This is a genomic window from Streptococcus sp. oral taxon 431 (assembly GCF_023110115.1).
In the GTDB taxonomy this organism is placed as follows: Bacteria; Bacillota; Bacilli; order Lactobacillales; family Streptococcaceae; genus Streptococcus.
Window position 1 is genome coordinate 432,382 of record NZ_JALDVP010000001.1, and the last position, 21,513, is coordinate 453,894.

The following is a 21,513-nucleotide window of genomic DNA, read 5'->3' on the forward strand; positions in this document are numbered from 1 at the left end:
CTTACTTGAAAATTTCTAAAAATTTATTAAATAAAGTCGCAGGAGCTTTCAATACAGTTTCTGGACTTAACATGAACCATAAAATTAAAGCACCGGTCAAAATGGATACAAAAATACCCCAAGTCTTTCCTTCCTTCCAAGCTCGAATGGCTTTACTAAATACAAACAATCCAATCAAAGGAACACCTAACTTATCAACTAAATACTGAAAAAAACTCATTTATCTCATTCTCCTTAATTTTCTTTTTTTATCCTTCTTCGCATAATCAAATGGAATCTGATGCTCCATTTTATCTACAAAATAACTATCTTTATCTTTCCTTAACTCGAAAGAAAAATTCTCACTATGACTTGTACCCAAAATATCAAAGGTAACTTGCACATAAGCCAGTGTCTTATCACTATCTTTTACAAAATAGGTATAATCAATGCTTTTAACAGTTGCTCCACCAATTGTTTTGATATTCTTTGAGATCAAGTCAAGATTTGATTGACTACTTTGATAATTCTTGAAAAACAATTCAATAAAAGCAACCAAATCTTTTCTGTCATTTTCACTCAGACCATCATTTGCTGTCAAAACCAATTGCTTTTCTTTGTCAACGTCCTGACTCTTAAAATCCGTAACAGGGGCAAACCAAGGCAAACCATCAACATAATAGCGACCGTTTTTTTCAACGTATGGTATTGAAAACTCGATTGATACACGTTGAACCTTATTATCAACCTTTGTATCATAAGTCACTGCATAAACTGCAACTCCATCTTTCGCCATCAGCAAACGACCACTTACAATAGTCATATCTTGTTTCGATTGCCCTTGATTTTTAACACTAGGCGGTGTTCCATAGAATTCATTCAAACGCTTTGCGTTTTCTTCACTATCCTTCTCACCTGCCTTGTAAGTAAAATAATAGCTTACATAACTATCCAAAAATTGCTCCAACCGTCTATCAATTTCCTTATTATCTACTTTAGCAATCTGATTCTTTTCAAATTCCTTAACCTTAGATATATTCTTAATTGATAAAACACCAGCAACACCCACAAAAACTACAAAACCAATCAATAAAGAGCCAAAAATTAAATTCGCACCCTTTTGATTGATTTTCTTAGGAGTGTATACTTTCTTATCAGAAAGTTTCTTTAACCTTTCTTGATTTTTTTCTCTTTTTTTAAATCCTCTTATCATTTCAAATAGATTACCTCAATTTTCTTCCTTTCTTTTTTTAAAATTAAAGAATGACCTTTCTATAAAATCCTTTTGGAGTATTCAGCACTTCGCCTTGCTCAACAAAACCTTGAAATGCTGTCACCCAATTTCCACACTTAAAAAAATAATTTATCAAAAGACCAATATCTAAATTCTTTGAAAGTTGAATCACAGTTGCGACTTCATCTTTAGAACAGAATTGATAATAGGTTGAAATAATCTTTTTGATAGGAACATATCGCTGTAACTGAAATCTCACAACATAATCATCACCATCATACAAATCAAGGACTGCTTTTTTCAGCAAGTAAACCTCGTCCAGCGACATGATCTTATCAACTTCCCAATCAGTAATACCACATACAAAGAAATTCCCTTTATCAATTCCCAATTCTTTCAATCTTGCAACTATCTGATCTTGACTATGCTTCATAATATCTAACTCACAAAGATAATCGAAATTGCCTTCATTCAGAACCCTGATATTCGCTATCATCTTGATACAAAGTAACCTTTATCAACAAAGCTACCACCTTCTTCTAGCCGAACATCTCGACCAAATTTTTCATAGTCAAAATATCTTTCTAATGTTTCTCTTGACAATTCAAAACCAATTTCATCAACAATATATTCACCCAATTCTCGATCGGTTGCTACTTCAGGATATAACCAGCAATCATCAAATTCAGCATTTAATAAAGCCTTTGGATCAGAACTATCTGATTCAATGAATGATAAAACAATATCTTCATCTACATCTTCCAATTTTTCAGCAAGTTCATTGAACACAAATAAAGGACTTCTTTCAACATCTAAATCAGGCAATTCTTCAATAGATTGAATCGTTGTAGAAACATCTTCTACATCATATCCAAATTCAGAAGCTACATATTCAAGTTCAACAGGCAAAGAAAATTGTTTTACTTTCTTTGTCCGATTATCCATAATCAAAGCTGTTAATTCCATTTTTCACCTTCCTTTACTAACCTTCTACCTGCTTATTTAACTGCTCCAGATCAGCAACACTAAATAAACCATATCCAATGAATGAAGTCCCTTCATAATCAACAATTTCAATTTGATCATCATAAGAACCACTCATTCCAATCACAGACAACTTTCCAAAATATAAAGGCAAGCTAAACCAAGCCTGCCTTCCATTTTTTGGATTCTTAATTAAAACTCTTGAAGCCATATTCGGTACCAGCTATTCCTTATTGCAAGAAGTACCAGCTATCGCCTTCATAACCAAGATAGACACAACTATCACCAATACGAGAGATAATTTCTTCTTCATGTTCTTCTACATAAGCAGACAAACGATCTTCATTGACTAACTGCTCATATTCTCCATGATCCAAAATACCAGCAAAATCAATCAAGGCTTCTTGTGTATCAACTTCTGTAAATGAATTGATATAAACATTATCAGGGTTGCAACCATCAAATTGTCCAAACTCCACACCGTCAAAATGTTCATCTAAGCGATCAATAATTTTCTCAGGTTCATCAAGTAACTTTTTTCCAAAAGTGTAATGCTTACACACATCAGAAAATTTGTTATATACAACTTTAATACTCATTTTTTCTCCTTCCAAAATAAAAAAGGAAGCCAGCCTTGACTTCCTTCATTCCTTTACTTAAATTGAAGCTGAACGCTCAAAGCTAGAACCAATCGCAAATGCACGAGTTGTTACCTTGTTCAGTTGCTTGTTCATATCATAGTAACTATTCAAATCACGCTTGATACACTCAATAACTTGATACGGTAGTTGTAATTCTTCATCATTTTTAAGAAGCGCACTTAATTCACCAGCATTCTTCCACGCTAAATCAAATTCTTTTGATTTCAATTTTTTAGCAAGTTCATTCGACAATTCAATAACTTGTTTATCTTTTCCACTTAAAGCCATTTTTTTATACCTCATTTTTTCTATTTTTTATATTTTATTTTTTCCCAGCAATCATGCAGGAGAACGCTTCTTAATTTTCATCTATTCTCTCCCAAACAACCAATCCAACGAAACACCAAAAAAATCAGCTATTTTTTCTAATTTTTCATAGTTAGGTTTACACTTACCATTTTCCCAATCACTATAAGAATTTTGTTTTATACCAATTTTTTCTGCTAATTCTTCTTGACTAAATCCATGCTGTAAACGTAATTCTTTTAGTCTGACTGAAAATAAATTCTTTTTTTCTTCTTTTAACTTTAAATAGCTTTCTTTAGATATTTCTAAATTTACACTTAACAAATAATCAATAGAAACATCAAATATACAAGCTAACATACTTAATTTCTCAAAGTTAGGCTCACGCATTCCCTGTTCCCAATGTGCATAAGCACTTTGAGATATGTTTAACATATTAGAAAGACTTTTTTGTGTAAGTCCCTGCTTCTTCCTTAACACTTTTAATTTCTCATGAAATTTCTCCATATCCTAAATTCACCCTTTTCCTTCAACAAATAAACCACCTACCAAAAACATCAGAAATAACAAAATAGAGAATTTAACATTCCCTATCAATACATACGCAAACAGCGCCATAACCAATCCTACAATAATATTTACAAACAAATAATGTATGATCTTAAAAATCATCTTTACCATTCTTATCATATATAGACCTATCCAATTCTCTAAAATTCATCACAATTCCTGCAATTAGCGTAATACTAAAGAAAACAAAAGCGATTTTAGAGTTGCCACTAATTAAATTTACAACAAGAAATACAAACATAGGCAATATATAATTCAAACACATAAAGCGCAGGACTTCTCTTAACCACTTCAAAACTCTAGCCATATTCAAACCCATCTTTCTAAATGATATTTTTTCACCAATAGATTATAAACATCTATTCTTTCCTTATTATCTCTTTTCAGCAAACCAAACAATAACAACTTTCTTTTTATATCCACTTCTTTATTCAGATATTCTTCATATTCTTTAGTTAGTCTTTTAACTTCATACCAATCTTTTCTTGTTTTAGTTGATCTATAGGTCTGACATTGAAACTCAATATAATCTTGATAACCTCTAGCCTTCTTACTCGTTACAATTCCATCATAGAAATACCTTGCAGGAATCAGATACACCAATTTTCTTAAAACTTCATCAGTTATTTTTTTCTTCTTTTTCATAGAACAACCTCAAATAAAACTAACTATTTTGTCATATCAAGAATCGCATTTACATCTTCATGTATCCTTGACCAATCCAATATATATTCCTTGAAATAAGTCCGAAAGATTTTTGAAGGCTCAACAGGAATCACTACTAAATTTTCATTCCCTTCAAAACTAGGAAAATAACTACTAATAGACTTCAATCCTTTATCAGTAGATACAACCAAGTTACTATTATTGACAACTACTGAATCAGAACCTATCAGCTTGTAGATTCTTCTCATAATCAACCCTCGCTTGCTCTAATTTCTTCCAATTCTTTTCGCTTATATTCCCTTCAAACAATATCTTTTTCAACTTATGATCACCTGTTATGTTTTCCCAGGTTTTAAGAACAGTAGTAACACCTGAAACATTCTCATTGATCCATTTATACTGTTTATCAAAGAATCCAACTTCAACAGGAGCAGTTGAAAAACCGATTCGGTCAACTTCACCCAGCAATGAATACCACTCTTTGTTAAGAACCTTCTTTCCATTGACTTTCTCATAAACCTTAATCTTGCTATTGATAACTCTTACAGCCAACTTCGCCATATCCAGTCTTTCATTCAAGGCTTTTTTAACAAAGTCCAAAGCGACTTCATCACACATTCGCACTTCATACCGATTCTTGAATTGTAAAGCCGAATGAATGAAATCTAAATCAAAACCAAGTTTTTTCGCCTGCTCAATATCCTTCTGATAAAAGCAAAAATGATAGGCAGATTGTCTTGATCCAAAGTAGATTGTTTTAGCTTTTCCATACTCACCATTATCTTCAATCTGCTTCAATCTCAACCGACTGTCAATCAAACCTTTGTCCCATAATTCCACCAATTTTCCAAGTTCAAAATTCCCTTCTTCGTTATATTTTTCATCAAGCGCAATGTCTAACCGAGGTATATTCATATACTTTCCATCACCTTCAGCAATTTCACGCTCATACTCAAAACAGCGAATAAAGAAATCTCTCCAGCTTGCTTTTTGTTCTTCTTCTAGGTAATATTCAAATTGCCTGCAAGCCTGACCTTTTAACTCAATCATACAACCCATATCTTCCCTTTTCTTCGATATAAAAACATTGATATGCTGAAATGTATGTTTGGTATCATACCCTGAACCACCTTTTTCTTCTTCGAGAAAAGGCTTATTCTTCAAACACAAGACTTTCTCAATCACTTCAATATAATCTCTTGTTTTGAATGTTACCTTCAAATAGTCAACCTTACCTTCCAAAGAAAAACCACTATCTCTCACTCCTTCTTTAAAAGCCATCAACTCTTGAATTTGTGAATCATAGGATTCAGGCACTTTACCAGCTTCTTTCCAATGATAGAAAGAACCAGCATTAATTCCTAAATAATCTGATATTTCATTTACAGAGAAATTATATATTCTCATAACTTTTTCTAAATAATTAAATTCCATAATTCCTCACTTTTTCATTTTTTCAAAGTTTTCACTATCAAAAAGTCAGTAATATCAATACTTTTGAACACTTTTGAATACTTCTACCCCCCTATTAGTCATAGGGGGTTAATTCGCACAATCCAGCCTGCTAGTACACGCTAGTACACGCAGTCACTCGTCGCATACGCTTCCTCGTTCCTGCTACTAGCTACTAGCAAGCTGAATTGTACCAACTAGCACTAATAAAAAAAGAGGGGAAACCCCCTCACAAACTACTAGATTAGTATTGATCAAAAGGAAAATCTTCCAAAATCTCACTCCAATTTTGTGTAGTATTCTTTTTCAACTCAAACAAATCTCTAATAATATCTCTTTGAGTTTTATCAAGTAAGACTACGTTATCTTCCTTTTCAAAATCTAAAATACCATCTAGCTTATCAACCAAGTTTTTCATAGAACCAGCAGATACACCAAGTTCTTTAGAAAAAGCAAATGTTCTTACAAGATCATCTCCATTTTCTTTTTGTTTGCTTGCCATCAGTTCTTGAACCAATTCAGGACTAGCCTTTTTAACAGAGCCATTCTGCAATTCTTCTTTAGCCTGCATTTCTTCCTGTAATGCTTGTTTTTCTTCTTCAGAAAGAACCACTTCAGGATTCTCTAATGGATTGAAAGGATTTTCTCGTCTTTTCACCTGGTTAAATTCATCAGTAAATGAGAAACCATTGACATATAAAGGTGAATAAAATTCCCTTGCAACTTCTCCATAAACAGAAGCATATCCACGCCCATAAACACGCTTACCAGCAAGATATTTCACATACTTAAATTCCTTGTTTCTATTGACTTCACCAAAAGCAAGATCATAACCAACCTCGTCCAATCGACCAACAGACACACGAAAGTTAATGTTTGCTTGTAATTTTGAGCCTAAATCTTCTCTTGAAGGCTTCTGCATAGCTATTGTCGCAAAGCACCCAGCCTGCCTTCCAAGAAGCAGAAATTGCCCCATAGCATTGTCTAAGCGCTGTCTAGTTTGAAAGTCCAACATAGCACACAAGGCATTGTATTCATCACAAACTAGAAAATAAGGCTCTAAACCGTACTCATAAAACTTCTTCAAGTCCTTATCGCCATTTTCTTCACGTTTTTCACGCATATAGGCATATCGTGAAAACATAATCTCGACACCTCTTTCAATCATAGAAACAATATCTTCTACTTGATAAGAGATTCGACCTTCAAAGGCTTTTTGTTCTGCCATTGTCACAAAGTCAGCTTGTTTTGGATCGCAAATATCCACTACACCTACTTTTGACATAGCAAGAATCAGCGTTCTTAAAAGTACAGTTTTACCTCCACCAGTACCACCACAGACCAGCATATGAGGATCATCAATAGGATTCCAGTAAAGATTCTTCATCAGTTGAATACCTTTATCAGAATAATTGACATCAGTTACCTTGATACGATTCAAGAAAGCAGAATAGGCTAATTTGTAAGTTTTAAACTTAATATCGTCCTGGACTTCCATAAAATCCATAAAGAAAGTTGTTTCTAACTCACTACCAATCTTCTTAAATTTTTCTTGAAACTTGTTACCAGCCATTTTAAAAGCGACATCAAGATCATAGCGATTCTGTTTCATGTAAACAGCAGGAAACACAACTTTATCAATAGTACCTGATTCTCGTTTTACCTTCTTTGTATAGGTATAACCATTCTCTTTCAAAAAGAAAGCCAGTTTAGACAGTCTTTCTAACTTTTGAAAAAGAAAGAATCTTTCTTGTGAAAACCATGTTAAATAAATACTTAAAACAATAAATACTATCAACATGATCACAAGAATAACAATAGCTGGTATATCTAAACTCTTAATTTTATCAAAGTTTAAATAACCATAAAATACAAGCCCAGGACTAAATAACAAAAAGAAAAAAGAAAAGATAAAGTATCTAAGATTCACCATATAAGGCCTAATCTTGATTCCTCTATACGCAGGAAACAAACCCATATCTTTTCTCCTTTACCAACTAAGCTTTATGCTCTTGTTTTTGTTCTTGCTTCTGCTCTTGTTTAGGTTGTGGAGTTACACCGGCACCAACACGCTTAATGTTTTCAGCACGCAATGAGAAAGCAAGCGCCTTAATTTCAGACACATTGTTATTGCCACGATACACAGTATCTTCATAATCATAGATCCAAATTGTAGCTTGTCCTACAATTTCAACTTCCGACATGAACGGAATATCTTCTACTGAAATACCTTCTTCCAGCTTGATCGCAATAGTTTCTTGCATTTTGTCAGAGAACACTTCGGCATGAGTAGGATAATCAACAGCTTCACCTTCTACCATTTTCCAGTTTTCATCAAAACCAAGAAAAGTAAGTGTACCGAATTTTTCCTTCACATTTACAGGAATTTCTGCATTGTTAAATTTACGAATGTTAAAAGCCATTTTTTCATTTTCTCCTTTTCTTATTTTTCAAAGCGCAATTCACTTGCTTCAAATTGAATTTCTTCTTTTCGACCAACCAAGCGAGTTACAAAATTAAGTCCTGATACAGACTTAACAACAGTCAAGCCTTTAGCCTTCGGAATATCAGAATTATTTACTCCATAGACACGAACAGTCACGCTATTTTGTTGATCTCCTGACAATTCAAACTCACGGAAAGGAACAAAATTTTCTCCGTTTCCACTCACAACTTCACGGAATTTTGGATTGACAACAACTTTTGTTCCAATCGCTTCCAACCCAACAGGGATTTTTTTAATTTTTGCCATTTTTTACACCTCTTTAAATATTTATTTTCACAAATTAAAAAGGGAGATTTTCCTGTTTTAATCGCCCTTCACAGATAGACTAATCTTCTTTACGTTTAAGACCAGCAACACCAAGCACAGTTGCAAGCACACCAACTACACCAGCAAGACCAAGTGAAGATTCAGCAGTACCAGTATTCGGTAATTCAGACTTCTGCTCTTTTGGTTTTTCAGGAGTTACAGGTTTTTCTTCTTTTGGTTTTTCAGGAGTTACAGGTTTTTCTTTAACGTAGGCCTTGTGGTATTCCACTTCAACTTGTTTTTGTTTAGGAACAGGCACATAAGGCTTAATTGAAATCAATGGTTTAGGAGTGTATTTAGGATCATTGTATTTCTCAATAGAAATAGGCTCTTGCTTAATTTCTTTTTGTGAAGCACGTCCGAACAATCCACCTACGATTGAATATGAGGTATCAGCAGTATTTGAATGAATGAAGCTAAAGTTAATCTTTTGACCTTTTGCAAATGACCAGCCAATACCATTAGAATCAAGCACCCCTGCTGTACTTTGACTTTGCGCAGAATCATTCGCAGTAAATGAGTTACCACTTTGTGAAATGTTCTTACCAGTTGTCACTTTCGCTCCATCAAGTTTTGAAACATCAATCACCTGGTTACTATCAACATCATTGACAGTTACTTCACTTACATTATTAGAATCTGTTTCAACTCCAATAGTGACCATTTTCACCCAGCCTTGACGATCATTAAGGTAAGCACCTGAAGCACCACCACCAGCTTGACCGTCAACACCACCTCCACCATTAGCTTCACCAGCACCAGCAGAGATAAAGACACCATAACCGATACCACCATCTTCACCAGCCCATAGAGCAACATAGCTACGAATGAAGCCTGATTCAGCCGATGGAGTAACACCACTAAATGTTAAGGTAACATCACCATTAGAAGTGTTTTTTACCTTGATTTTAGCAGTACCACTCTTGTCATCAAAAAGGAACACATTATCAAAGTTTGCGTCCAAGTTAGTGTTACGAGCATAGCCTTGAATCACGTTAGCTGTATAAGCAGGAGGAGTGACTTTAGAAGCACCTGAAACAACTTCAAAAGTTGTTTTAGCAGTTGCAGTCAAACCAGTTTGAATTGACTTGATAACCTTACCAGCGTTAGCCTTATTCCATTGATCAACAGCTTTTTGATCTTGCGCATAGTTACCAGTGAATTTCAATCCAACTTTTTCCATGATAGCTTTGTCTTTAGCCTTGATTTTCTCAGCTTCCAGCTTTTCATTTTTGAATTTAGCTTCGTTTGTTTGATTTTCCTTCTTAGCTTGCGCATTGTAGCCTTCAACAGCTTTCTTATCCTTCGGATAATCACCTGTATGTTTCAAACCAGCTTTTTCCATAACAGACTTGTTATCAGCATTGATTTTACTGTTTTGCGCTTTAGCTTCATTGATTGCTTTAGTATTTTGCTTTTTCTCAGCAATCTTCTTATCAATTTCTGCTACTTGCGCTTTTTCATCAGCTTTTGCCTGATCTTCGGTATCATAACCAACTTTTTCTTTTTCAGTTACCTTGATACCAGCTTCTTGCGCTTTTTTCACAGTAGAATCAAGATCAGCAGATTCAACAGGTTTTACTGTTTCTTCTTTTTTAGCTTCTGCTTTTGAATCAGCTTTTGCTTCTGTTTTAGGTGCTTCGGTAGGTGAAGCAGGTTTAGCAACTTCAGTAGTTGCAGGAGTTGAAGGTTTTACTTCGTCAGCAGATACATTCCCATTAGTTACCATAGCCATCATAGCAAGAGCCAAAATAACTCCACAAGTACCAGCTACTTTCGTTTTACGGATTGATCCGTAAGCCTTAAATTCATTAGATTTAAACATTAATTTTTTCTCCTTTTTCTTTTTTTTATTTTAAATAATGTTTTTTCTTTTTCGATCTCATTCATTAGATGGTGAACGTGACCGTTTATAGATAAATACTGTCATATTTTCTCCTTTTCTCTAAACAAAAAAGCCGATATACACCGACTTACTACAACTAACAACTATTTAATGAAATTCAATAATTTCTCCTGTTTCTAAAAAATGGTTATAAGTACGATCAATACGATTATCAATCTTACGGTAAAATGTATTCGTTAATTGACCCATAGCATATAACTTCCTATACAAATCTTCACAACATTTTTTAGACGATACATAAACATCAGCACCCCTCTTAACGTGGGCATAAATTTTTAGATTCCAACAAAACCTACTATATATTCGCAGATATTCCCTACGAATCCATTCTTCTGAATATGTTCTTACATCATCTTCTCCCTTCCACTCAATAGATACGATCTTAACACACCTCTTTCAATCAATATTCACGACATATCGCATACATTACAAAACTATCTAATAAAATCAATAATAAAATTAAAAAGAATACACCAACAGTATTATTACTAAATATCAAATAGAAAAACTGATAAATTAGAAAATCAACTAACACCATACTAAAAGCTACTAATAAAACTCTTAACAGCTTCAAATGATATTCTAACCAAAACTTCATTCCTTTTTTTAGGAAAAGAAAATAACCTTCAAAAAATTCTCTTATAAAAATACCCTCTTTCTTTCTATTGTTAATTCACATAAAAGAATAATAACTATTCTCTTGTGAAAACTAACAATAAATTTTATTGTTAATTTCCTTTTTTGAGTAAAAATAAAAAGGCTTATATTTCAAAGCCTTTTCTTGTTAATCTTTTTTGTGTATGCTCTTATCTTCGCACACTTTCAGCTTTATAGCTTACTCCCTTCGCCAAGGTCACAGATTTAAGGATAACTCAATACCCCCTCTTCCTTACCCAAAGGCATTAGCAAGACATTCATCTTACACACCGACCATACGATATAGCCTCACTATCTCACTCTAGCTACCTCTACAAAGTATCATTGACTGCACCACAGCCGTCAGTTCCCTTTTCTTATCTACTCAGGCGAAAGGACGAAAAACCCAACGTGATCAATATTGACTAATAGATATAGTTTACGGAATCTAGCTAAAAAAATTAGATTGGTTTGTCTTTAAAGGTTCAGGAGCCATTCTAATTTTTTTAGCTAAACTCCACAAACTACATCTACTATCAGACCAACTTGACATTTTCCTAAAATTCACGTATAATTAAATTGCTACATTTAATCGTGTTAGTCAATGCTTCGTTGTTGTCTGACACGTTTTTTATTAAATTTTCAATGGACTTGAATTAAGAAATCAATACTTAATTCTTATAAGCTATTGCTTATATATCTATTATATAACCCATAGCTTATTTTGTCAATAGTTTTTTTAAAATTTTTTTAAAAAATTTTAAAAAGGAGTAAATATGTTTTATGATCGACTAAAAAAGCTAAGACAACAAGAAAAATACACACAAAAAGAAATTGCTAATTTCTTAAATATAACTCAACCAGCATACCAACAATTTGAAAGTGGTAAGAAAAAGATCAATATAGAAACAATGCAAAAACTTGCAGATTTTTACAATGTATCTACCGACTACCTGTTAGGTAAAACTGATATTCCTGATCCTGATTCAGATATTGACCTTGATTCTGCTATTGATAATTCAGTTGCTTATGATGGTACACCTATCACAGATCACGATAGAGAAATTATTAAGAATTATCTAAACGAATATTTTTCAAATAAGAAATAGTATGGAACTAAGAAAAGTCATAGAAGAAATCGAAGCCCTAGACTGCAAGGTTGTCTTGTTAGACCATTTAGAAACAAAAGGTCGTTATCTTTTTGTAAACAATCAACACTTCATCTTTCTACGTTCTGACACTACAGATATAGAAAAAATCAATATCCTACTACACGAGAAGCAGCACTTACTGAATGATGATTCGCATAACTCCCTTGCTCATATCGATACCTTCTCACAACGCATCGAAACCAGAGCTGAAAAAGGAAGAATTCTTAACTTTATGAGCTTAATCAACAGCGAGTATCCGATAGATGAACAATTCAACTACCATGACTATCTCAAAAATGCAGGTATACCAAGCACTTACGAGGTCTACGTGCAAGAAATAGCTACACAATTTTATAATGAAAACAAAAAAAATAACATTATCTAAGATAGTGTTATTTTTTCTATTTCCGAATATTTTTCAAATACCTGGTTGCCTATTTTGACCCCAAAAGCGAATTAAATATCCAGGAACATTTAATTTTCCTTCGCTTTTTATTCTAAAATTACAGTACCCCAAAGTTCACCATTACAAGATACAAATAATTCATTAAAAGAACCTGGTAATCTACTAAACAAAAATTTAACAAAATAGACTTCTAAGTCTGCATCATACTCTTTTGTAATTGACATATTTGAACCCGAATCCAACTTATCCAACTGATCAGAATACTCTTTCAAAAAATCCTTCACAAAGTAATTAAATCTCGAATTCATCGTTTTTGGAAGTCTATCGTGATAATTTATTTCTTTAATTTCCATATTCTATCTCCTTAAAACAAATCCGAATGTGTACCTACACGCTCAAATACAACATGTGTACCTCTTTCTAGGTAATAATAAATCATAAGCAAATCTGACTTCCTACCCCCAATATGAATTTCCCACAGCTTAGGTATTCTTTTTCTAGGCTCTAAAACATGCTTTTTATATTCATAACCCAACTCTTCATCATTTATTATCTTCTTAACAGCTTCATTGATAGGAGTTATATCTATTCCACGCTTAATTATTTTAGCCAAATCTTTATTGTATCTATTGGAAAACTCATAACTAAGCATTTTCTCTTACCATTCTTTCAAAATAATCATCTACACTTTCGGTACTTTTTGTTATTCCCTCATTTTTATATTTACTAATACTCTCTTTAAAAGCCTTCTGAGTAACTTCATTATATTCATCTATATTTCTTGTACGAATATAATCACCATTTTCTAACTCAATTTCATAATCTGAATCAAGTTTTAACTCAAACGGAATACTTCTCGTCAACACACTTTGCTTCAAAAATAACTTCACAGCAGTTGTCATATCCAAACCCAATTCACTAAAAACTTCAGTCGCTTCTTTTTTTAATTTATCATCTACTCTTACAGCAATTTGTGACATAGCAATTCTCCTTTTTTATCTTTTATATCTATTGTATCACTTTTAGATAGACAATTCAAGTTTTTATACATATTAAACACAAAATAAAATAGACCAGCTATATGATCCACTTAATTTTATATTTAATTCATTTTTTGGTCAAATTTTGGTCAACGTTTGGTCAAAAAAACAAAATATACTATCCTATTTTAAAAAACTAAATTGTGATGATTGCCTATAAATAAACACTTTGAATATTCTTTATGTTTCTTTACGCTTCTTAAAATGCCCCCTGCAGGAATCGAACCTGCAACTACTCCTTAGGAGGGAGTTGTTATATCCATTGAACTAAGGGAGCTAGAGAAAAACCCTGCCGTATGAGCAGAGTTTTTTTCATCGAATTAACGACGGATTTCTTTGATACGAGCTGCCTTACCTTGAAGAGCACGCAAGTAGTACAATTTCGCACGACGTACTTTACCGTAACGAACAACTTCGATCTTTTCAACACGTGGAGTGTGGATTGGGAAGATACGTTCAACACCTACACCGTTAGAGATTTTACGAACTGTGTAGTTTTCTGAGATGCCAGCACCTTTACGTGCAATAACAACACCTTCAAAGATCTGAACACGTTCACGGTTTCCTTCGACAACTTTCGCGTGTACACGAACAGTGTCACCAGGACGGAATGAAGGGATATCTGTACGAAGTTGACCTTCAGTCAAGCTTTGGATTAATGGATTCATTTTATTCTCCTATCTTTGTCAATCTTGAGGAAACTTCCTCAGCGGATAAACTGTATTTTTGTGCGTCCATTACACACAAGATACAGTTTATCAAATTTCCTAGAAAAAGTAAAGAAATTTAAAGCAAAATTCCCAAAAAAATTGCAAGAAAACCAAGCAAGTAGGTTAATAATAAATAACTATAAAATGCCTTCTTGTCATTGATCAGTCTTTGGAGTTCATCATTCAAAGTTGAGAAAGTAGTCAAACCACCACAAAAACCAGTTGCAAGAATAAGATAGACTTCTTTTGACTCCACATGGTTATAGCATAATCCAATCAAAAAACAACCTAGAAGATTAGCTATGAGTGTTCCTAGAGGCAGTACTGAACCCTGATTATAACTGGAAAAGAAATAACGAACAAGAGCACCCAGTCCACAAGCAAGCGCTAGATAAAATACTACCATTTCTTCCTCCCTAGACAATAAGCAAATAGAAGCCCACCGCCGATGCTCAAAATCAAATACGTCACCAAACTAAGGTACCGCCCTGTGTCCAGCAATTTCACAGCATCTAATAGGAGACTAGAAAATGTCGTTAGGCCACCACAGAATCCTGTTCCAAGCGCTAGAATAGTACCTTTACTACTTCCCTTATAAACCAGATAACCTTTTACAAGGTAGACAAGGCAAAAAATTCCTAAATAGTTGACTACTAGTGTTCCCCAAGGGAAGTCTGGACTAGATGGCAACCATCTCGAAATCTGAAAACGCACAATTCCTCCCAGCATACCAGCTAGAAAGATTCCTAGAGGGTAAAATTTTTCTTTTTTCATTTGATCGTTTTATCCTGATAATCACGTGAACGTTTGAGAATATCTGAAAAAGTCTCAACAATTGTATCTTCGTATTTTTTATTGCCTACACGATTTTTGACTTTTTCAAAGATAACTTCTTCTCTTTTAGTATCTAGAATAGGTTTTCCTGAAGCTTTTTTATAGGCAACTACTCCTTCAACTAAATGCATCCTCTCTTCTAAAAGTTGAACGATCTGGTCATCGATTTTATCGATTTCTTTTCGAATATTATCTAAATCCATAGAGTCTCCTTTTTAATTGAACTATTGTACCAAAAAAGCACTAAATAGGCTAGTAAAGTCCTAATCCTGTTTAATAAAAACTGCACTGACAATTTTCATCAGTGCACTTCATGCTTATCCTACTTTAGCAGCTAATTCTTCCGCGAATTGCTCCAAGCGTTCAATATCTTCTTCCTCGGCAGAAAGGTCAACTTTAACGCACTCTGAACCCTTTTCAGCTCCAGTAGCTATAAATACTCGGTCGAAGTCATCAACAGCTTTACAGAATTCATCGTAGAAAGTATCACCTGATCCGACTACACCATAGATTTTACCGCTCAAGTTGAGGTCTGCTAGATCTTCGTAGAAGTCCATCATCTCATCTGGTAATTCTCCATCTCCGTAGGTATAGGTTGCGACAATGGTGATGTCTGCTTCTAAAAAGTCAGAAGCGTCAACGGTTGTACACTCATCAACATCCACTTCTAAACCACATTCTCTTAATTTATCTGCTACAATATCAGCGATTTCTTCAGTATTACCGGTCATACTGGCAAATACAATTTTTGCTAATGCCATAAGGTCCTCCTCAATTAATCTTTCTCCATTATATCACATCTTTTTCATTTTAAAAATAAAAACTCTTGTGCTACAATGAAATGAGAAAGAATTGAGGTTCATTATGGAAATTTGTCACCAAATTTTAGAAAAAATTAAAGCATACAATACTATTATCATCCACCGTCATATGAAACCAGATCCTGACGCTCTGGGGAGTCAGGTAGGTTTAAAAGCCTTGCTTGAGCATCATTTTCCAGAAAAAACGATAAAAGTAGTTGGTTTTAATGAGCCAACCTTAACTTGGCTTGCTAAAATGGATCAGGTAGAGGACACAGACTATCAAGGTGCACTTGCCATTATCTGTGATACAGCAAACACAGCACGTATTGATGATAAACGATATCTTAATGCTGAGTCAATTATCAAAATTGACCATCATCCAAATGACGAAGTCTACGGCGATCTTGTTTGGGTAGACACGAACTCTAGTAGTGCGAGTGAGATGATTGCTCTCTTTGCTGAAGCAACTAACTTAGAATTATCCGACTATGCTGCTAAAATGCTCTGCGCTGGAATTATTGGTGATACCGGTCGTTTTCTCTACCCTTCTACTTCTGCACGCACGCTTCGTATCGCAAGTCAACTCAGAGAACATAACTTTGACTACGCTGAATTAACTCGTAAAATGGATACTATGAGCTTTAAGATTGCCAAACTCCAGGGTTATGTCTATGATCACTTAGAAGTTGATGAAAATGGTGCTGCACGTGTCATTCTCACCCAAGAAATCTTGAAGAAATACGACGTTACTGATGCGGAAACAGCAGCTATCGTTGGAGCTCCAGGCCGTATTGATACTGTTAGCCTTTGGGGAATCTTTGTGGAGCAAGCAGATGGTCACTACCGCGTACGTCTTCGCAGTAAATTTGTCCCAATCAATGAAGTTGCAAAAGAACATGATGGCGGTGGACATCCTCTTGCTAGTGGAGCAAATTCCTATAGTTTAGAAGAGAATGAGCTCATCTACCAAAAATTAAAAAACTTGCTGAAAAATAGATAAAAAGCTTGCCAAACTTTTCAGAATCTGATAGACTAGTATGGTAACAATCTATGGCTCGCAAAGAGACCATGGCAGAAAGGAAATATTGCAAAATGAAAAAAGATATCCATCCAGAATATCGCCCAGTTGTCTTCATGGACACAACTACTGGTTACAAATTCCTTAGCGGTTCAACAAAACGCTCTAGCGAAACAGTTGAGTTCGAAGGCGAAACTTACCCATTGATCCGTGTGGAAATTTCATCAGACTCACACCCATTCTACACTGGACGTCAAAAGTTCACTCAAGCAGATGGACGCGTGGATCGTTTCAACAAAAAATACGGTCTCAAATAATCAACCGCATCACTTGTATACGGTTAAACGAAAACAACTTCGATTCGGAGTTGTTTTTTTGTTTCCTTTATTTTTTCAAGCTTTAATTTTTTTATAGCTTATAATAGTCCAAATTCTTATTTCTACTTCTACTTTCGTAACAAGTCCTCTACAAAATAAAAAAACCTACGAACCAAGCTTGACGCTTGATTAATAGGTTTTTTATAAAATCATTATTTAACTGCTTCTTTAAGAGCTTTACCAGCTTTGAATGCTGGAACTTTAGAAGCTTTGATTTTGATTTCTTTACCAGTTTGTGGGTTGCGACCTTTACGAGCTGCACGTTTACGAACTTCGAAGTTACCAAAACCGATCAATTGAACTTTTTCACCAGCTGAAAGGAATTCAGTTACAGCTGCGAATACAGCGTCAACTGCTGCTGCTGAATCTTTCTTAGTCAATTCTGTAGCTTCTGCTACTTTAGCGATCAAATCTTGTTTGTTTGCCATGTTAATGAATCCTCCAAAATTATTTCTAATTAACACTTATAATCATAACCTAAAATTGCTTTTAGGTCAAGTCAAAAACACGTTTTTATTGATTTTTCTTCATTTTTTTAGGAATTATAGCGAATTAAGATCGCCCAGGCGTTTTCTCCGGTGTGAGTTTGGATAATTGAGCCTGTTTCTAGAACTGAAATTGGTTTTTCAACGTAAGGTTGTAGAACAGCTTTCATCTCGTTTGCAAATTCATTTGTACCTGCATAAGAAATACCAATCTCAGCTACTGAACGATTTGAAAGAGTGGCTACTAACTCATCCAACCATTTCTTAAAGGTTTTTGAACCACGTCCTTTGACAATCGGTTGAAGCTCATGGTCTTTCATTTGCATAACTACTCGAATATTCAGTAAAGAGCTCAGCAAACCAGTAACACGGCCAATTCGACCACCTTTTACAAGATTTTCTAAAGTTGAAACACCGATGTAGAGTTCAGTGTGATTTTTTACGTCCTCTACATGGGTTAGAATAGTTTCAAGGTCTTTTCCTTCTTGAGCTAGTTTAGCAGCTTCCACAACTTGGAACTTCAAGGCCTGATCTGTGAATGAACTATCCAAAACAGTGACATCTGCTGTTGACAAACTTGCTCCTTGACGAGCCGCTTCAACAGTTCCTGATAAAGCATGGGACATGTGAATAGCTAGAATCTGACTACCATCCTTACCCAAATCATCAAAAATTTCTGCAAAGAGTCCCACTGGTGGTTGACTAGTCTTAGGAAGATTTTTACTAGCTTGCATCAAGCGAAGAAATTCTCCTTCTTCAAGATCTGCATCTGAATAAAGGACACTATCAATCATTACAGATAGTGGAACAACAGTAATATCAAATTCTTTAACCACTTCCGGTTCAATAGTAACCGAAGAATCCGTTACAATTTTTACTTTTGTCATTTTGCCAATCTTTCTATTTTTACTATTGTTGATTATTCAACTTATAACTATAACAATTATATCAAAAAAATACTAAAAGTTCATACTCAATCCACCTAAATTTAAAGCAATTTATACTTCTTTTTAATAAAAAAAGAAAATCACCTTGCTTGGTGATTATCTTTTGTATTTAAGATAAATAATCATACAAATCTTGCATTTGTAAATCATCGGGTACTAATTGTAGATAGGATTGAATGTAGTCTTTTGCTTCTTCTAGCTTACCTAACTCTCTTAACAAATAAATAAACTGTTCCAAAAACTCTGGATTATCCTTGAGTTCAGTAGCAAGTTCCTTATAGAGATCATATGCTGCATCTAATTCTTCAGTTTCTTGATAGCTTCGAGCAATCATCCATTTAGTCAAGACATTTTCAGGTTCATAGACTGCTAAAGCTAGAATGTCTTCGTATCTTTCTTGTTCTTGGTAGATGGTAGCTAAGCGTAGCAAAATCTCTTCCTGGTCATCAGCATTTTCTTGTGCTTGAATCAGATAAGCTTCTGCTTGCTCAGGTTGATGCAACTCATAAGATAGCTGAGATGCAAGGAGTAAGAGCCGAGTTTCAAAAGGATTTTTTGACAAGCCCTGTTGAGCTATTTTAAGAGCCTCTTCTGTCTGATGCTCTTTATGAAGGGCTTGACTATAACCATATTCATACCCCTCAAAATCTGGAGAAATAGTGTCTAGTTGTTTAAAGTATAGTACGGCTTTCTGGTAGTCTTCTTGGTCAAAATAGAGACTCGCAAGCTCAAAGGCTGTTTGGTCATCATATTCTAATTCTAAGGCTTTTTCTAAAAATTCTATTGCAGATTCAAACTTACCTAAACGTGCATAAGCAAGACCTATTCTCTGATAAGTCGAAATTCCTGTTTGATCATAGATAGCACGATTATCTAATTGAGCATAGCCTTTAATGGCTTCTAAATCGTTTCCTAGCTCGCTATCTAGCTCGGCTAGTCCAAATATCAGGAGAGGATCATCAGAGTAGCTACGAGCTTCTAAGAGCTTCTCACGCGCAACATCTGTCAATCCTTCCATCTGATATAAATCTGCTTTTAAGGCAAGAGCTGATACGTACCATTCACTTTCCGGACCAATATTCTCTAAATAATCAAAAGCCTCCTCAATCAATCCATCCTCACCAGCTATTGCAGCTAGATTGATGTTGACTTCTGGAAATTTCGGCGCTAATTTCTCATAGATTTGTGCTGCCTGTGGATAGAAACCAATCCCTTCGAGATATGCAGCAAGTTCAAGAAGAACTTCATCTGAATCTTCTTCTAGGGCTTTTTGGAAAAAAGAATCAGCTCTTGATAAATCTTGTTGCTCCAAGGCTTCGAGCATTTGTTGACTATTGTTCACCTTCAGTCTCCTCTACTGGTTCATAAAGTCCACTAACTCCTTTATACCAATCAAAAATTGCTGAGATGACTACTTTTGCGGAAGCGTAGATTGGAATACCTAGCAATACACCCCAAATACCAAACATGGATCCTGAAGTTAACAGTACAAAAAGAATAGTAATTGGGTGAATATTTAATTGACTACCCAAAATCAGTGGAGAAACAAAACGTCCTTCAATAGTTTGCTCTACAATGAAAACGATAATAACTTTTAAGAGCATAACAGGACCAGCAATCAAACCCAAAACAAGAGCTGGAATCATTGCAAGAAAACTACCTAGATAAGGAACTAAATTGAGAAAACCGGCTGTAATACCTAAAGTAACAGCATAACGAAGTCCAATAATCTTAAAGAAGATAATAAACATGATAGCTACGATTACAGCCACTGTAATTTGCCCTCGAACATAATTGGAAAGTTGTTGATTGACTTCTGAAAGAACCTTACCAACTGGTTCTCTCAATTTATTTGGTAAGAATTGAGTAATATAGTCTCTAAGTCCTTTTCCGTCTCGAAGGAGATAAAAGAGCATAAATGGCATGATGATCAGAGCGACAATGACCTGTGACGTTCCACTGATAAGAGCACTCACCCAGTTAACAGCCTTAGAAGAAATATTACTTGCCCAAGCAGTTGCCTGTGTTGAAAAATTAGCTAAAACTTGCTCCAGTTGGGGTCTAAAGTCATCTGGCAAACGCTTGGTTACAAGGTCATTAATGACTCTATCAGCATCCTCGAGATAACTTGGGACATTTTGCGCAAAAATTACTACTTGACGTTGAAGGTTTGGAATTGCAACGGCTAGTCCAATAATCAAGAGTATGGCAATAATGATAAAGATAATACTAATGGCTAAGACACGGTTAATCTTGTACTTCTCCATCAGATCTACTAGTGGATTTAAGAGGTAAAAAAGTAGACCCGATAAAATAACCGGCAACATCACTACTGATAAAAAGTCTATAACTGGGAAAAATAAAAAGCTAATTTTACTGAGAATAAAAATATTGAGACCTAATAACAAGGTCACCAAGAAAACAGTGGTCGCTTTATTGTCTAAAAACCATTTAAAAAACCAAGATAAGGTAAAGTGTTTCTCTTTTTGTTCCATTTTTTCTTCCTTTCCTTTGTCCTAACATTATACCATGTTTTAAGAAAAATAAGGGTTTTTT

The 21,513-nt window shown here is 34.6% G+C and carries 31 protein-coding genes and 1 tRNA gene; 4 read left to right on the plus strand and 28 right to left on the minus strand.

Annotated features, from left to right (window positions below):
* Position 1: 1 nt before the first annotated feature.
* The 15 genes from M1F91_RS02335 to M1F91_RS02405 form a co-directional block, all read right to left on the minus strand.
* Positions 2-220: a TcpD family membrane protein gene (locus M1F91_RS02335; RefSeq protein ID WP_247912478.1), complete on the minus strand. Its 219-nt coding sequence runs from the start codon at positions 218-220 to the stop codon at positions 2-4.
* A complete protein-coding gene (locus M1F91_RS02340; protein WP_247912479.1) occupies positions 221-1,192 on the minus strand; it encodes a conjugal transfer protein in 972 nt (323 codons plus the stop codon).
* 43 nt (positions 1,193-1,235) lie between these two features.
* Positions 1,236-1,709, minus strand: a complete 474-nt coding sequence (locus M1F91_RS02345; protein ID WP_247912480.1) for a hypothetical protein — start codon at positions 1,707-1,709, stop codon at positions 1,236-1,238.
* Positions 1,706-2,179, minus strand: a complete 474-nt coding sequence (locus tag M1F91_RS02350; RefSeq protein ID WP_247912481.1) for an antirestriction protein ArdA — start codon at positions 2,177-2,179, stop codon at positions 1,706-1,708. Before M1F91_RS02350 ends, M1F91_RS02345 begins: the two co-directional genes overlap by 4 nt.
* A gap of 16 nt (positions 2,180-2,195) precedes the next feature.
* Positions 2,196-2,408 carry a hypothetical protein gene (locus M1F91_RS02355; protein ID WP_247912482.1) on the minus strand — a complete coding sequence of 71 codons (213 nt, stop codon included), beginning with the start codon at positions 2,406-2,408 and terminating at the stop codon, positions 2,196-2,198.
* Positions 2,409-2,427: 19 nt separating this feature from the next.
* Positions 2,428-2,796, minus strand: coding sequence for a hypothetical protein (locus tag M1F91_RS02360; RefSeq protein ID WP_247912483.1), 369 nt, complete (start codon positions 2,794-2,796; stop codon positions 2,428-2,430).
* Positions 2,797-2,853: 57 nt separating this feature from the next.
* The gene (locus tag M1F91_RS02365; RefSeq protein WP_247912484.1) at positions 2,854-3,126 is read right to left on the minus strand and encodes a hypothetical protein; all 273 of its coding nucleotides are present in this window, start codon (positions 3,124-3,126) and stop codon (positions 2,854-2,856) included.
* An 81-nt stretch (positions 3,127-3,207) separates the two neighbouring features.
* On the minus strand, positions 3,208-3,651 hold the full coding sequence (locus M1F91_RS02370) for a helix-turn-helix transcriptional regulator (protein WP_247912485.1): 444 nt from the start codon (positions 3,649-3,651) through the stop codon (positions 3,208-3,210).
* Between the two features lie 154 nt (positions 3,652-3,805).
* Complete coding sequence (locus tag M1F91_RS02375) at positions 3,806-4,021, minus strand: hypothetical protein (RefSeq protein WP_247912486.1); 216 nt, start codon at positions 4,019-4,021, stop codon at positions 3,806-3,808.
* 2 nt (positions 4,022-4,023) lie between these two features.
* Positions 4,024-4,359: a hypothetical protein gene (locus M1F91_RS02380; protein WP_247912487.1), complete on the minus strand. Its 336-nt coding sequence runs from the start codon at positions 4,357-4,359 to the stop codon at positions 4,024-4,026.
* A gap of 237 nt (positions 4,360-4,596) precedes the next feature.
* The gene (locus tag M1F91_RS02385; protein ID WP_247912488.1) at positions 4,597-5,814 is read right to left on the minus strand and encodes a replication initiation factor domain-containing protein; all 1,218 of its coding nucleotides are present in this window, start codon (positions 5,812-5,814) and stop codon (positions 4,597-4,599) included.
* Positions 5,815-6,076: 262 nt separating this feature from the next.
* Positions 6,077-7,810: an FtsK/SpoIIIE domain-containing protein gene (locus M1F91_RS02390; RefSeq protein ID WP_247912489.1), complete on the minus strand. Its 1,734-nt coding sequence runs from the start codon at positions 7,808-7,810 to the stop codon at positions 6,077-6,079.
* Between the two features lie 19 nt (positions 7,811-7,829).
* Positions 7,830-8,255: a hypothetical protein gene (locus M1F91_RS02395; RefSeq protein ID WP_247912490.1), complete on the minus strand. Its 426-nt coding sequence runs from the start codon at positions 8,253-8,255 to the stop codon at positions 7,830-7,832.
* A 20-nt stretch (positions 8,256-8,275) separates the two neighbouring features.
* Entirely contained in the window at positions 8,276-8,584 is a 309-nt protein-coding gene (locus M1F91_RS02400; protein WP_247912491.1) for a hypothetical protein, read from the minus strand.
* A 79-nt stretch (positions 8,585-8,663) separates the two neighbouring features.
* Complete coding sequence (locus tag M1F91_RS02405) at positions 8,664-10,469, minus strand: putative cross-wall-targeting lipoprotein signal domain-containing proteiin (RefSeq protein ID WP_247912492.1); 1,806 nt, start codon at positions 10,467-10,469, stop codon at positions 8,664-8,666.
* Positions 10,470-11,962: 1,493 nt separating this feature from the next.
* Between M1F91_RS02405 and M1F91_RS02410 the strand changes: the two genes are divergently transcribed.
* A complete protein-coding gene (locus tag M1F91_RS02410; RefSeq protein ID WP_247912493.1) occupies positions 11,963-12,295 on the plus strand; it encodes a helix-turn-helix transcriptional regulator in 333 nt (110 codons plus the stop codon).
* Between the two features lies 1 nt (position 12,296).
* Positions 12,297-12,722, plus strand: coding sequence for an ImmA/IrrE family metallo-endopeptidase (locus tag M1F91_RS02415; protein WP_247912494.1), 426 nt, complete (start codon positions 12,297-12,299; stop codon positions 12,720-12,722).
* A gap of 107 nt (positions 12,723-12,829) precedes the next feature.
* Here M1F91_RS02415 and M1F91_RS02420 read toward each other — a convergent pair whose 3' ends face one another.
* The 9 genes from M1F91_RS02420 to M1F91_RS02460 form a co-directional block, all read right to left on the minus strand.
* Positions 12,830-13,096: a hypothetical protein gene (locus M1F91_RS02420; RefSeq protein WP_247912495.1), complete on the minus strand. Its 267-nt coding sequence runs from the start codon at positions 13,094-13,096 to the stop codon at positions 12,830-12,832.
* 11 nt (positions 13,097-13,107) lie between these two features.
* Positions 13,108-13,395: a type II toxin-antitoxin system mRNA interferase toxin, RelE/StbE family gene (locus M1F91_RS02425; protein ID WP_060805787.1), complete on the minus strand. Its 288-nt coding sequence runs from the start codon at positions 13,393-13,395 to the stop codon at positions 13,108-13,110.
* A complete protein-coding gene (locus M1F91_RS02430; RefSeq protein ID WP_247912496.1) occupies positions 13,388-13,723 on the minus strand; it encodes a type II toxin-antitoxin system RelB/DinJ family antitoxin in 336 nt (111 codons plus the stop codon). Before M1F91_RS02430 ends, M1F91_RS02425 begins: the two co-directional genes overlap by 8 nt.
* Positions 13,724-13,988: 265 nt before the next feature.
* Positions 13,989-14,060: transfer RNA gene (locus tag M1F91_RS02435), tRNA-Arg, on the minus strand.
* A gap of 43 nt (positions 14,061-14,103) precedes the next feature.
* Positions 14,104-14,451 carry a 50S ribosomal protein L19 gene (gene rplS, locus M1F91_RS02440; RefSeq protein WP_001068670.1) on the minus strand — a complete coding sequence of 116 codons (348 nt, stop codon included), beginning with the start codon at positions 14,449-14,451 and terminating at the stop codon, positions 14,104-14,106.
* A gap of 118 nt (positions 14,452-14,569) precedes the next feature.
* On the minus strand, positions 14,570-14,899 hold the full coding sequence (gene crcB, locus M1F91_RS02445; protein ID WP_247912497.1) for a fluoride efflux transporter CrcB: 330 nt from the start codon (positions 14,897-14,899) through the stop codon (positions 14,570-14,572).
* Positions 14,893-15,267: a fluoride efflux transporter CrcB gene (crcB, locus tag M1F91_RS02450; RefSeq protein ID WP_247912498.1), complete on the minus strand. Its 375-nt coding sequence runs from the start codon at positions 15,265-15,267 to the stop codon at positions 14,893-14,895. Before crcB (M1F91_RS02450) ends, crcB (M1F91_RS02445) begins: the two co-directional genes overlap by 7 nt.
* Positions 15,264-15,530 (minus strand): chorismate mutase, encoded by a 267-nt coding sequence (locus tag M1F91_RS02455; RefSeq protein ID WP_247912499.1) that lies wholly within the window; start codon positions 15,528-15,530, stop codon positions 15,264-15,266. The genes crcB (M1F91_RS02450) and M1F91_RS02455 overlap by 4 nt, the downstream gene beginning before the upstream one ends.
* A 114-nt stretch (positions 15,531-15,644) precedes the next feature.
* Positions 15,645-16,088, minus strand: coding sequence for a flavodoxin (locus M1F91_RS02460; RefSeq protein WP_247912500.1), 444 nt, complete (start codon positions 16,086-16,088; stop codon positions 15,645-15,647).
* Between the two features lie 103 nt (positions 16,089-16,191).
* On the opposite strand from M1F91_RS02460, the gene M1F91_RS02465 reads away from it, so the two are divergent.
* Positions 16,192-17,130: a bifunctional oligoribonuclease/PAP phosphatase NrnA gene (locus M1F91_RS02465; RefSeq protein WP_223332909.1), complete on the plus strand. Its 939-nt coding sequence runs from the start codon at positions 16,192-16,194 to the stop codon at positions 17,128-17,130.
* 92 nt (positions 17,131-17,222) lie between these two features.
* Positions 17,223-17,465: a type B 50S ribosomal protein L31 gene (locus M1F91_RS02470; RefSeq protein ID WP_004253349.1), complete on the plus strand. Its 243-nt coding sequence runs from the start codon at positions 17,223-17,225 to the stop codon at positions 17,463-17,465.
* A gap of 212 nt (positions 17,466-17,677) precedes the next feature.
* Here M1F91_RS02470 and M1F91_RS02475 read toward each other — a convergent pair whose 3' ends face one another.
* The 4 genes from M1F91_RS02475 to M1F91_RS02490 all read right to left on the minus strand — a co-directional run bounded on the left by M1F91_RS02475 (position 17,678) and on the right by M1F91_RS02490 (position 21,452).
* Entirely contained in the window at positions 17,678-17,953 is a 276-nt protein-coding gene (locus M1F91_RS02475) for an HU family DNA-binding protein (protein WP_004253345.1), read from the minus strand.
* A gap of 107 nt (positions 17,954-18,060) precedes the next feature.
* The gene (locus tag M1F91_RS02480) at positions 18,061-18,897 is read right to left on the minus strand and encodes a DegV family protein (protein WP_049495720.1); all 837 of its coding nucleotides are present in this window, start codon (positions 18,895-18,897) and stop codon (positions 18,061-18,063) included.
* 169 nt (positions 18,898-19,066) lie between these two features.
* On the minus strand, positions 19,067-20,299 hold the full coding sequence (locus M1F91_RS02485; RefSeq protein ID WP_247912501.1) for a tetratricopeptide repeat protein: 1,233 nt from the start codon (positions 20,297-20,299) through the stop codon (positions 19,067-19,069).
* On the minus strand, positions 20,289-21,452 hold the full coding sequence (locus M1F91_RS02490; RefSeq protein WP_247912502.1) for an AI-2E family transporter: 1,164 nt from the start codon (positions 21,450-21,452) through the stop codon (positions 20,289-20,291). The genes M1F91_RS02485 and M1F91_RS02490 overlap by 11 nt, the downstream gene beginning before the upstream one ends.
* Positions 21,453-21,513 lie beyond the last annotated feature (61 nt).